The 12,579-nt window shown below is 67.4% G+C and carries 10 protein-coding genes; 8 read left to right on the forward strand and 2 right to left on the reverse strand.

What is annotated here, in order from left to right; translation table 11 throughout:
- Window position 1: 1 nt before the first annotated feature.
- Together mshD and HK353_RS00260 are read right to left on the reverse strand one after the other, a co-directional pair.
- Window positions 2-1,015: a mycothiol synthase gene (mshD, locus tag HK353_RS00255; protein WP_173151169.1), complete on the reverse strand. Its 1,014-nt coding sequence runs from the start codon at window positions 1,013-1,015 to the stop codon at window positions 2-4.
- The gene (locus HK353_RS00260) at window positions 1,012-1,908 is read right to left on the reverse strand and encodes a winged helix-turn-helix domain-containing protein (protein WP_173151171.1); all 897 of its coding nucleotides are present in this window, start codon (window positions 1,906-1,908) and stop codon (window positions 1,012-1,014) included. The genes mshD and HK353_RS00260 overlap by 4 nt, the downstream gene beginning before the upstream one ends.
- 139 nt (window positions 1,909-2,047) lie before the next feature.
- Here HK353_RS00260 and HK353_RS00265 point away from each other — a divergent pair, with 139 nt between their 5' ends.
- From HK353_RS00265 to HK353_RS00300, 8 genes are all read left to right on the forward strand, one after another.
- The gene (locus HK353_RS00265; RefSeq protein ID WP_342589760.1) at window positions 2,048-2,851 is read left to right on the forward strand and encodes an ammonia permease; all 804 of its coding nucleotides are present in this window, start codon (window positions 2,048-2,050) and stop codon (window positions 2,849-2,851) included.
- Window positions 2,852-3,021: 170 nt separating this feature from the next.
- Complete coding sequence (locus HK353_RS00270) at window positions 3,022-3,624, forward strand: heme-binding beta-barrel domain-containing protein (protein ID WP_173151173.1); 603 nt, start codon at window positions 3,022-3,024, stop codon at window positions 3,622-3,624.
- Between the two features lies 1 nt (window position 3,625).
- Window positions 3,626-4,837 (forward strand): CAF17-like 4Fe-4S cluster assembly/insertion protein YgfZ, encoded by a 1,212-nt coding sequence (gene ygfZ, locus HK353_RS00275; protein WP_173151175.1) that lies wholly within the window; start codon window positions 3,626-3,628, stop codon window positions 4,835-4,837.
- 206 nt (window positions 4,838-5,043) lie between these two features.
- Window positions 5,044-6,408, forward strand: coding sequence for a 4-aminobutyrate--2-oxoglutarate transaminase (gabT, locus tag HK353_RS00280; protein ID WP_173151177.1), 1,365 nt, complete (start codon window positions 5,044-5,046; stop codon window positions 6,406-6,408).
- 104 nt (window positions 6,409-6,512) lie between these two features.
- Window positions 6,513-8,063: a histidine kinase gene (locus HK353_RS00285; protein ID WP_173151179.1), complete on the forward strand. Its 1,551-nt coding sequence runs from the start codon at window positions 6,513-6,515 to the stop codon at window positions 8,061-8,063.
- On the forward strand, window positions 8,063-8,842 hold the full coding sequence (locus HK353_RS00290; protein WP_245395691.1) for a response regulator transcription factor: 780 nt from the start codon (window positions 8,063-8,065) through the stop codon (window positions 8,840-8,842). The genes HK353_RS00285 and HK353_RS00290 overlap by 1 nt, the downstream gene beginning before the upstream one ends.
- A 186-nt stretch (window positions 8,843-9,028) precedes the next feature.
- The gene (locus tag HK353_RS00295) at window positions 9,029-10,849 is read left to right on the forward strand and encodes a PucR family transcriptional regulator (RefSeq protein ID WP_173151181.1); all 1,821 of its coding nucleotides are present in this window, start codon (window positions 9,029-9,031) and stop codon (window positions 10,847-10,849) included.
- Between the two features lie 98 nt (window positions 10,850-10,947).
- Entirely contained in the window at window positions 10,948-12,495 is a 1,548-nt protein-coding gene (locus HK353_RS00300) for a type III PLP-dependent enzyme domain-containing protein (protein WP_173151183.1), read from the forward strand.
- Window positions 12,496-12,579: the final 84 nt, after the last annotated feature.

A 12,579-nucleotide genomic window follows, 5' to 3' on the forward strand; every position in this document is an offset into this window, starting at 1 on the left:
TCTACTCCTTCTCGTCCGTCGATGCCGTGCTCGCAGAATCGGTGCCGGTGACCTTTGCGGAGGCCGGCGCATAGGCCACGTGCGCGACCGCGACATGGAAACCCAGTCGCTCGTACAAGCCTAGCGCCGGGGCGTTGACCGATTCGACGTAGAGTTCGATCGTCTCGGCACCGTTGGCCACCATCCGCCGCATTCCCTCGACCGTCAGCGCCTTGCCCACGCCCTTGGCGTGGACGCGCGGATCGACCCCGACGACATAGACCTCGCCGAGGCGGCCCTCATTATCCGTGTCCGTGATCTTCGTCTGGTGGAACCCGATGACCTCGCCGTCGCGGGCGGCGATGATGAAGGTGGTCGGGTCGAAGTCCGCAGCAGTGACGACGGCATCGATATCGGCGCGGGTCTGGCAGCCCTGTTCGGGATGCCAGTCGAAAGCGGCGTTGTTCACGGTCAGCCAGCCGTCCTCGTCGCCGGGAGCGAAGGAGCGGATCTCGACTCCGTCGGGGCTCTGCGTCTCGGGGAGGCCGTCGAGGCGCAGCCCGGTGTCGGTGCGCATCTGATAGAGCACTCGGTCGCGGCCGAGGCCGTGCTTCTGTGCGAGGTGAGCCGCGGCCGGATGGTCGCCGTGCGACCAGCACCAGGCTTCGGGCTCTTCGTCGAGGATCGTCCTCAGCAGCTGTTCGCCGAGGCCCTGACCGCGATGGTCGGGGGCGATGAGGAATTCGGCGGCGTGACGATCCCCCTGCAGGGCGCGGATTCCGAATCCGATGAGCTCGCCGGTCGCGTCTTTGCCGGCGGGGTCGGAACCGTCTGCATCGTCGGCAAAGACGCGCCAGACGCTCGAGGCGGTCTGCGCCTCGTGGGCGGTGTCCTCACCGGTGGCGACGGCCATGAGCCCGCCGGAGATCTCGGGGGCGCCATCGGCGGCCGCCACGTCGTCGAGGAACTTCAGCTCATCCTCGGTGAGGGTGTCGATCGGGGTGGAGGTGATTGCTCCGCTGGCCTGGATTCTCATGCCGTCACGTCCTCTGAATCTGTGTCTGTGACGCTGTCGGCGCTGAACCGGTAGCCGACGTTGCGCACGGTGTGGATGGCGTTCTCAAGGTCTTTGCCGAGTTTCGCACGGAGGCGGCGAACATGCACGTCAACGGTGCGGGTGCCGCCGAAGTAGTCCTCGCCCCACACGGCGAGCAGGATGTCGTCGCGGGTGAAGACGCGTTCGGGGTGCATGGCGAAGAACTTCAGCAGGGCGAACTCGCGGTAGGTGAGGTCGAGGCTGCGACCGCCGAGCTCGGCGGTGAACGCGGTCTCGTCGATGCGCAGGTCTCCGGTGATGACGACCATCGGTTCGCCGTCGGCATTCCACATTTCCTCGCCCGTGTCGTCGAGGCGCCCGGGCGAACCGGGACCGCCTCCTCGGGAGGCGCCGACGGGGCCGCGTCCGGTGCGAACCGGGCCCCAGCCCCCGGCGTCGCCCTTCGCGCCGAGCCGGCCGGACCCGGCATGCAATCCGGCGGGGAATCCGCGGCCGGCATGAGCTGACGAGGATGCGGTGTGACGGTCACGGGCCACGCGCAGCCGCGCTTCCACCTCGGCGGGGCCGGCAGTGGTGAGGATGAGATCGGACACGTTCCATTTCGCCGAGGCGGTCGCCAGTCCGCCCTCCCCGAGGACGACGATGACGGGAGCGGTGATCCGCGCCTCGGCGAGGAGGTCGGAGATGCGCGGGGCCAGGGACAGATCGATGCAGGCGTCGGCGATGACGACGTCGACCGCGGCGGATTCGGCCCGGCGGCTGGGCAGGTCCTCGGCCGCGCAGCGGTCGATCTGGTGACCGAGGTACTGCAGGGATTCGGGAGCGAGCGGGGCGTCGAGCCTGGCCGTGGGGCAGATGTGCAGAATCCGCATGTGCTGCATCCACCTCCTCGGCGCCCGTTGTCTCGCCCGTCGTCTGAGGAAGAGTATAGCGAGGCCCGGGCCGGGGCTGCTCCGACGCGCTGCCACCGGTGGTTACCGCGGGTGTCGCCGGATGAGGCACGATAGTGCTGTGATCAGATGGATTCGAGTAGCCGTCGCCCTGGTGCTGGTGTTGGCCCTCAGTGCCTCCGTGTACTGGGGCTATACGCTGTTCCTGCTGGCGACCGGGCTCATCGTCCTCGGCGTCGCCTATGGTTGGCCGCGTCTGACGGACTCACCGCAGCCGCGAGCGACGTCGATCATGCTCGCCCTCTTCGGCGTCGGCGGACTCTACGCCGCCTGGCAGGACTCGACGGCTCCTTACCTCGACTGGCAGCCCGTGCTCGCGGGGCTCGGTCTGCTGTGGACCTTCGTGCAGAACCTCACCCGCGGAATCGGTGCCTCCTATGCGGTGGCGAACGTGTCCGCGCAGGTCTCCGGTCTCGTCATCGTCCTGTCTGCGAGCACCTGGGTCGCGGCGATCACGGTTCCCGGTGACAAGGAGGCCATCGTCATCGGCCTTGCCTCGCTCATCGTGGCGCAGTGCATGACCGCGCTGCCGTGGCCGGCGATCTACACCTCGCCGTTGGCCATCGCCATGTCCACGGCCGTGGCGGGGATCCTGTCTGTGCTCGTGTTCGCACCGGCGATCTCCTTGGCCATGGCGCTCGTCCTCGGTGTCATCATGGGCCTGCTCGTGGCAGCGGTCGATCGGATGCTCGGGCTCGTCGCCTATGCGAAGTTCCAGGCCGCCAACCTCGAGGCCTCACAGAACATCGAGGTGAAGAAGAACGTCGAGAAGGCCCGGAGCTTCGCCGTTCAGCTCGCCCTCGGTGCCGCCCCGATCGCTCTCGGCGGAGTCGTCGTCTACGCACTCGAACGCGTCGCCTCCTGATCCGGGCTGAATGCACATCACTTTGTCAGGAACTGTAGACTGAGCGCATGGAAAATCTTGTTGCTCTCGAAATCGTCTTCTCCAGCCTCGTCGGCGTTGCCGCTCTCGGTGCCCTGGGTGTCGGGATCAAGGTCGTCACGGCGCTGTTCAAAGACAACCGCTGATCCCTGATGGTGATCGAACTCGATGCCTCGGTCCACCCCGAGCTCGTCCCTCTGTCCTGGCTGATCGGGTCGTGGGAGGGCGTCGGTGTCGTCGGCTATGCGGACACTCCTGAGAAGCAGTTCGGCCAGCGCATCGACTTCGTCGCCCATGAGGGCACGCCCTTCCTCCAGTACACCGCGCATGCGTGGCTGCTCAGCGAATCCGGTGAACTCGAGTCGACCCTGACTCTCGAGACCGGAATCTGGCAGCTCGTGCGTCAGCGCGACGACGGCGACGTCGGCCCGGGGATGATGGTGCCGACCGAACCGCAGTCCTTCACCTCGGCGGCAGCGGTCGAAACCCTGCGCACGAACGACGACGCCTTCGAGATCGAAGCCGAGATCGTCCACCCGCACGGAGTCATGGAACTCTACGCCGGCACCGTCAAGGGCCCGCGCATCGATCTGGCCACCGACGTGGTGGCCCGAACCAAGACCGCGAAGGAGTACACCGCCTCGACGCGGATGTACGGCCTCGTCGGCGGCGAACTCATGTGGGCCTGGGACATGGCAGCCATGGGCCACGAACTCGCCTCCCACTCCTCTGCCAGATTGAAGAAGCTGTCTTAAGATGACTGATCCCGTGTCGCGGAATTCTGACTTCAACGATTCGCCGTCGCCGGAGAACACCGACACCCCCACCGAGGCGGTTCGGCGCTCGTCGCTGGCCCGCGGGCTGGGCTCGACCGCGGTGTTCGGGGCCGGCGACCTCGCCGAGACTCCCATCCACTACGGAGCTCCTCTGCGAGAGCAGCGCGTGCTCGAGGAGAAGGACGGTCTCGTCGACCTCGCTCACCTCCGCGTGCTGCGTCTGAGCGGACCCGACCGTCTGACCTGGCTGAACTCGATCACCACGCAGAAGATCGACACCCTGGCCCCCGGAGTGTCCACCGAAACCCTCGTGCTCGATCCGAACGGTCGCATCGAAGGCTGGCTGAAGCTCGTCGACGACGGTGAGGCGCTGTGGGCGATCAGCGACCTCAACACCGATGCGACACTGGACTTCCTGCGCAAGATGGTTTTCATGATGCGCGTCGAGATCGAGGACCTCAGCGACGACTATCAGTGCTTCGGCGCCATCACCGCTCTGCCGGAGACCCTGCCCGTCACCCGGACCTGGTCCGATCCGTGGCCGCACATCGGAAGCGGTTCGGCCTCCTACGCGCAGATCGACATCGGGCACGACGTCGCCGGAACCGACCACCCGGGTCTCGAGACTCCGTTCGTCATCGGCATCGTCAAGCGCTCTGACCTGCAGGGGCTGTCGGCGAACGGCTTCGACATGGCCGGCTTCGACGCCTGGGAAGCCCTGCGGATCGCCGCCTGGCGACCGGGTCGAAATGAAATCGATCACAAGGCCCTCGTCGGCGAACTCGACCTGCTGCGCACGGCCGTGCACCTGGCCAAGGGGTGCTACCGCGGTCAGGAAGCGGTGGCACGCGTCCACAATCTCGGTCAGCCGCCCAGGCGCCTGACCTTCGTTCATCTCGACGGGTCCGGCCATATCGCCCCGGATCCCGGCACCGAGGTGCTTGCCGAGGTCCGCGGGTCCGAACGATCCGTGGGCACGCTGACCTCGGTGACCGTGCACTGGGAGCTCGGACCGATCGGTCTGGCCGTGGTCAAACGGAACCTCGCCCCCGAGGCGCAGCTGAGCTTCGAAATCGGCGACGGCGAACGCGTCATCGGTGCTCAGGAGACGATCGTCGTGCCGATGCGCGACCACGAGCGCATTCTTCCGGAACGGAACAGGGACGTCGACGCCCGCAGCCAGAACCGCTGATCACAGGGAGTCTGGAGTGCGGCAAGGGGTGCTTCTGCCTTCGGTGTCGACGGTTTGACTCGGGGATTCGGCGGCCGGTGAACGGCTGCGGATTTCGTACCCGAACTGGACCGAATCCGCGCGTTCGTCTCTCCATTGCGGGCGGTTCTGCTCAGCCCTCGGACGGCAAGTGACAAAAAGCGTCGATAACCCCTATTCTTCCCCTTATGACAGCTTTGGAAATTGGCGGCGAAGCTCTGCCGCAGGAACGTAAGATCGTCACCGAGATTCCGGGACCGAAGTCCCGTGAGATCGAGGAACGTCGCAAGTCAGCCGTGGCGACCGGTGTCGGTTCGAGCCTGCCCGCCTACGTGGTTGCGGCCGGCGGCGGCATCCTCAAGGACGCCGACGGCAACCAGCTCATCGACCTCGGCTCGGGCATCGCCGTGACCACAGCCGGCAACTCGAACCCCCGCGTGGTCGAGGCCGCGAAGGCCCAGCTCGAGGCCTTCACCCACACCTGCTTCATGGTCAACCCCTACGAGAGCTACGTCGAGGTCGCCGAAGCCCTCAACCGCCTCACTCCGGGTGACCACGAGAAGCGCACCGTACTGCTCAACTCCGGTGCCGAGGCCGTCGAGAACGCTGTGAAGATCGCTCGCGCCCACACCGGCCGCGACGCCGTCGTCGTCTTCGACCACGCTTACCACGGTCGGACTAACCTGACCATGGCGATGACAGCGAAGGCCGCCCCTTACAAGGCCGGCTTCGGCCCCTTCGCCGGTGAGGTCTACCGCGCACCCATGTCCTACCCGTACCGCGACAACGATGCGGCCGGCACGAAGATCAGCGGTGAGGACGCAGCCAAGCGCGTCATCACGATGATCGAGAAGCAGATCGGCTCCGAATACGTCGCTGCGATCGTCATCGAACCCATCCAGGGTGAGGGCGGCTTCATCGTCCCGGCCGAGGGCTTCCTGCCCACGCTCGTCGACTACGCCCGCGAGAAGGGCATCGTCTTCGTCGCCGACGAGGTGCAGGCCGGATTCGCCCGCACCGGCAAGATGTTCGCCTCCGAGTGGGAGGGCATCGTGCCCGACCTCATCACCACGGCCAAGGGCATCGCGGGCGGTCTGCCGCTGTCGGCCGTGACCGGTCGCGCGGACATCATGGACTCGGTCGGACCGGGCCGCCTCGGCGGAACCTACGGCGGCAACCCTGCCGCCTGTGCCGCAGCACTCGGCGCCATCGCCTCATATGAAGAGGACGGACTGCCCGAGCGCGCCCTGGCTATCGGTGAGATCATCGTCGACCGCCTGACGAAGCTGCAGTCGAAGTACCCCGAGGTCGGCGACATCCGCGGCCGCGGTGCCATGATCGCCGCCGAGTTCGTCGAGCACGATTCGATCGAGCCGAACGCGGATCTCGTGAAGAAGATCGCGGACTACTGCGCGAAGAACGGCGTCCTCGTGCTCACCACGGGAACCTTCAGCAACATCCTGCGCTTCCTGCCGCCGCTGACGATCTCCGACGAGCTCCTGGGCGACGCCTTCGACGTCATCGAGGCAGCCCTCGCCGAACTCCTCGGCTGACCCTCCTCCCACTTGCTACCTGACGGCGGCTCAGCAACCTGGCGCGTGGTTGCTGCGCCGCCGTCAGGTAGTTCGGGGGGTGCAGTTGTAGCACAATAGAGGCCATGACTGGAGAGATCGACAGCGCGACCGGCACGTCAGCGAGCGTCCCGGCCCGAGTGTGGCACTTCCTTCGGGGGCCGCGCTTCATCGATCTGCCGATCCGTCTGCTGGCCCTCATCATGGGTCTGACGATCCTGGTGCCCGGGTCGTTCGAGATCACCGAACCTCGCTACGCAGGCCTGCTCATCCTCGCCTACGGACTCATCGTCTTAGCCGGCTTCCTGCCGCTGAGCATCGTCATCGCGACGACCGGACTGGGCATCGCGTTCTCCATGCTCTACCCGGACCTGGAGAACATGTTCCCCGAGGCGCTCATCCTCGCCACCGCGGTCCTGATCAGCCGCCGCCGCTGGATCGGCTTCGCGCTGGGCACCGTCGGACTGGCCGTCTACCTCGGCGCATCGACCCGACTCGGATCCTATGACGCCGGCTTCGAAGGGTTCACCGACCTCGGCTACGGCTGGCTGACCTACTCGATCCTCGGCCTGTGCGCGTCCTTCGTCGAAGCTCGAATCCGCAGTGAGATCGACCGCCGCGAACGCGCCGCAGTCGACCACCAGAAGTCACTCGATGCCATGCGCGCCCGGTTCACCAGTGACATGCACGACACCATCTCGCACTCGTTGACCACCGAATCCGCGATCATCCGCACCCTCGCCAAGGAAAGCGATCCCGAGACTGCGGCCCGCCTCCTCGCCGAGTTGGCGCTGGTCAACGCCGAGGCCACGAAACGGCTCCGACAGCTGGTGACGAGCCTGAGCAGGTGGGAGGCCGAGGCCTGCACCGGGGACTCCGCCACCTCCCGGGTTCGGTTCCGCGCCGAGGCGGAGCAGCTGACGACGGCGATCGAGGACGGGTGTGCGGCCGGTTCCGTTCCGCTGACCACCGAGCTCTCCCCCCTGCCGACCCACGCGACCGGCACCATGTCCCACCATTTCCGGGCCGTGATGCTCGAGCTCGCCACGAACGTCATCCGCCACTCCGTTCCGGGCACCCCCGCCACCCTCGCCGTCGAAATGCGAGGTGAGCGCGGTGACCGGGCCGAACTGCTTTGCTGCAGCACGAACGAATCCTCGACCGCCCTGACCCAGGCGCCGAGGTCCCTGTCCCGCCGGGCCAAGGCCGTGGGCGGCGTCTGCAGGGTGGACGAGGATGATCGGAAGAGAACCGTCGTCGAGGTGGCCCTGCCGATCCGGTTCATCACCCCTTCAGCGCAGGCTTCCTCGAAATCGGATACCGCGCGGTCTTCCTCGGACGCGGACATGATCGACGTCGTCGATGATGACTTCGACACCAGCGCTGTGTCGTCAAGTGCAGAGAATCCTGGTGCCACCTCGGCTGAGGCACCGGGCGCCGATCACAGCGCCGATTCGGCCTCAGGCGCAGGCAGGGTGGGTGCGTTGGAGGCGACCGGTGCCGAGGCTCCCGATCGACTCACGGGCACGGACACCGCTGGATCCGGCATCTCGGGCGAGGCGACCTACCGCCTCAGCAACGGCAGCCACAGCAATGCCAGCCGTACGAAGGGCGGCCGGGGCAAGGTCGACGCCTGATGGCGTCGCACTCCCACGCGGCCCCGCACACCACCTCGGCCACTTACGCGACCTCGGAAGCGGCCCCTCACGTGAGACCGGAGACGACCATGCCGCAGGCCGACCACGACATGACCCCTGACTCCGCCGCACGCACCTCCGTGCTTGTCGTCGATGACGATTCGTGGACGACACGAGCGGTGGCGGCGGCGCTCGATGATGCGGGTTCCTTCCGTGTACTCGACCCCGTGCACTCCGGCGAAGAGGCCATCGTCGCTTTCGACGCCGAGCGTCCCGACCTCGTCCTCATGGACGTCAATATGCCGCCGGGAATGAGCGGCGTCGATGCGACGGCGGCGATCATGGACCTCGACCCCGAGGCCCGCGTTGTGCTCCTGACGACCGTGTCGCCCGGTCCGGGAATCGCCCGCGGGCTCGAAGCCGGCGCACTCGCCGTGATCAACAAGACGGCCGGGGAGAGGGAACTCGTCTCGCTCGTGCGGGCCGCCTCGGTGGGGGAAAGCCCCGAACTGCTCAGAGGGTTGGCCGAGGACATCGTCATCAGCGGAGATCCCCTGCCCGACGCCCCCGACGCGGCACCGCAGCTGACCGCGCGCGAACTGGAGCTGCTCACCCTGCTCTGCCAGGGCCACAGCTACGAGGAGATCGCCGCCGACCAGTCGGTGGCCATGTCCACCATGAAGTCGCATGCCCGCAACCTGCGCCTCAAACTGGGGGCGCGCAATCTCGCCCAGCTCGTCGTCCGCGCTCTCCAGTTCAAATTCTTCTCCCCGGAATGATCTGCCCCCGCGGAGGCGGCTGGCTGATTCGACTCAACCCCACCCCGCCGAGGCGGCTGACCCGTCCGCTAGATCCCACCCCGCCGAGGCGGCTGACCCGTCCGCTACATCCCACCCCGCCGAGGCGACCGGTTCCGTTGATGCAGACCCTCCCGACCGTGGGCGCTCGTTGACTACAGTGGGAGCATGACCGACACCGCGAGTCCGCGACTGTCCCGACTGATCCGGGACACAGAGGGGTTCCTCCTGCCGCTGACCGAGGTGGCCGACGACGTCGCGGTCGCGCGAGTCGAATTCGGCTTCGACCTGCCAGCCGCGCCCACCGAGGCCGCCGACCACGGCTCCTTGAACGGAACCGTCGTCCTCGTCACCGAACCGGTGCGCAGCCCTGCCGGACTCGATTTCGTACTGACCGACTATACGGGAGCCGCCGCCCTCGTCGTCCCGCCCGGAACGCGCAGCCACCTCGGTGACCGGGTCGACCTGCGGGGGAGTGCGGGCCGGGCTCCGATCCTCCTCGAACGATCGCCGCATGTGACGTGGTCGGAGATCCTCGTCCATCTGCGACAGCTCATCGAAGGGGCGACGAGCGCCCTTGCCTGGCCCGATGTCGACGACCTCAGCGCCCTGGCCGCCGCCATCGCCGAAACCACGGGCGCGTCGATCACGATCGAGGACCCGGCCTCGCGAGTGCTCGCGCATGCCAACCTCGGCGACGAACTCGATGAGATCCGTCGCGAGACGATCCTGTCCGGGGCCATTCCCGACTGGCGGATCGCCGAACTCGAGGAATCCGGGTTCCTCGACACGATCCGCCGTTCCACCGACGTCGTCGAACGTCCCGCCGAAGGCGCATCACCGGCCCGATCGGTCATCGCCCTGCGCAGCGAGGGCGAACTCATCGGGACGATCTGGGCGGCCTACCCGGCCGAGGTCGATCCCGAACCGCTGCGCGAGGTGCTGCGCGATGCCGCCCGCGCGGCCCTGCCAGTGATGCTGCGGACCCTGCGCCGGTCACCGTTCGAGAAGCGCATCCGCCGGGAGGCTCTCGGCGGGATCCTCGCCGGCTCGGCCGATCTCGGGCCGGCGGCGACCCTGCTGTCGCTGCCGTTCTCGGGCAGCTTCTGCGTCCTTGCCTTCACCGAGGTGGCCCCCGACCGAGAGCCCGTCCTGCGGTTCCATCTGCGGGCCGCCTTCGCCGATGCCGTGCTCGCGCTCGTGAGCTCCGCCGGTGCCGCACACGCCGGACATGGTTCTGTTCCTGTCAGCCCGGCAGATGTCAGCATGGGTCGATCCGGAACCGGGGAGCGGGTCCGCCTCGCGGCATTGGTGCAGATGAGCGAGCCGATGAACGCCGATCAGGTGCGCGACCACGTCATCGCCGCTCTGCGCAGGTCCCTGCCGAAGTCGGAGACCCTGTGCTTCGGAGTCGGCGCCCCGGTCGACCGCCTCGATGCCGTGCACCGGTCGTGGACCGAAGCCGCATACGTCGTCGACGCCGTGCAGACCGTCACCGAGGCGGGTCCTGGCGCGGACGACGAGGACGTGGACCCGACCGCACAGACGAGTTCGGGCACACGCGCAAGTCCGAGTACTCACCGCCGAATCGTCGGGGCGACCATCCGCGACGTGGCAGCGAGGGTCGTCGGTCTGCAGGTCGCCGATACGCTGCTGGCCGCAGATGAGCGCGTGATCGGCGGAGGGCCCGGACCGGCCGGCGGGCGAGCACCCGCCGGCCAGCGGGCTCTGCCGGGCGCCGGAGTGCTCGGTCCGGCGCAGGCACTGGCCGCTCACGACAATCAGCACAACGGCAGCCTGCTCGAGACCCTGCGCGTCTACTTCGCCACGGTCGGCAACTCGGCCGAGGCCTCCCGCCGACTGCATGTGCACACGAATTCGCTGCGACATCGCCTCGGCCGGATCGAGGCGATCACCGGTCTCTCAACGGCGGAACCGGCCGAGCGGCTCTGGCTCGAACTCTCCGTGCTCGTTCACGACCGGTCGTGAGAAACCTACAATCAGCTTCTGCGAACATTGGCGAATTATCGTGCGTTCTTCGAGGTCAGCCGTCCTAAGGTGACAACAGATCTCGAACAAAGGACGTTATGCCCAGTCATCACCATGCGATTCCGAACCGTCGCGCCCGAGCAATCCGAACGATCGCAGAGAACAGCGCGTCGCCTCACCGCGCAGCTGCCCCGGCACAGTCGGCACATGCCTCCGCGCGACCGGATTCGGCTCCGGCACAGTCGGCACACGCCTCCGCGCAGTCGGACTCCCTCCCCGCGCTGACCGATGAGGCGGCCGTGCTCGGACTCATGGATCTCGACTGGGTCGACACCGCCTTTGACCGGCTGACCTCGGCATTTGCATCGGACCGCGAGGTGCTCCACGCAGTGGCGTGCAAGGCGGTGCCGCTGCCGTCGCTGCTGCGCCGATTCGCCGAGGCGGGAGCGGGCTGCGAGGTCGCCAGCCCCGGCGAACTCGAACTCGCACTCTCGGCCGGGTTCGCCCCCGACCGCATCGTCTTCGACTCTCCGGCCAAGACCTGGGCCGAACTGTGCCGGGCCGTCGACCTTGGCGTCTCGATCAATGTCGACAACTTCGACGAACTCTCGCGCCTCGACACGATCCTGGCGGAGCGTAACAGCACGGACGCCACGGCCGCCTCGGCGAAGATCGGAATCCGCATCAATCCGCAGTCGGGCACGGGCGCGATCGGCGCGCTGAGCACCGCCACCGAAACCTCGAAATTCGGTATCGGACTCGCCGACCCGGGCGCCCGCGAGGCCCTCATCGAGGCCTACCTCGCTCGCCCCTGGCTGAGTCAGATCCACGTCCACTCCGGTTCGCAGGGCATCAGCCTCGACAAGGCCGCCGTCGGAATCCGCGCCGCCGTCGACCTCGCCGAGGAGATCAACTCCCGTGCCTCGACCAGGCGGATCACGCGCATCGACATCGGCGGGGGACTGTCGGTGAACTTCGACGGCGAGGACATCAACCCGACCTTCGCCGACTACCGCTCGGTGCTCGAAGAGGAGGTGGCGGGCCTGTTCGAATTCGACATCGTCACCGAATTCGGCCGCGCCCTCCTCGCCAAGGCCGGCACCATCCTCACCCGCGTCGAATACGCGAAGACCACCGGCGGGCGCCGCATCGTGATGACCCAGGCCGGTGTCCAGGTCGCCACCCGCACCGCCTATGCCCCGAACGACTGGCCCCTGCGGATCCTGCCGTTCACCCCGGATGGGAACCCCAAGACCGCCGAGGAGGCCGACACCGAGATCGTCCCGACCGACGTCGCCGGACCCGCCTGCTTCTCCGGCGACCTCCTGGCCCGGGATCGGATGCTGCCGCGTCTCGACGCAGGTGACCTCGTCGCCGTACCCGAGACAGGCGCCTACTACTTCTCGAACCCGTTCTCCTACAATCTGCTCCCGCGGGTGCCGATCTTCGGCTACCGCACCGCTCCCGACGGCGGCATCGAGTTCAGCCTCATCCGCCGCGGGCAGGCGATCGCTGAAATCCTCGCCGAGGCGGGCGAGACCGAACTGCGCCCGCTGAGTCCGATGAACCGCGGGCTGAGCCCGGACGGCCGCCAGGTGAGTCCGCACGATCGCGAAACCGCTGCCGAACTTGCCCACGGCAGCTGATTTCGACTCGCCTGTGGCATCTGCACAGTGACCGGCAGGCATATTTGTGTGTTGTTGTGCCGTTTTCACGTCACTTCGAACGTA

It is taken from the genome of Brevibacterium permense (assembly GCF_013280495.1).
GTDB lineage: Bacteria > Actinomycetota > Actinomycetes > Actinomycetales > Brevibacteriaceae > Brevibacterium > Brevibacterium permense.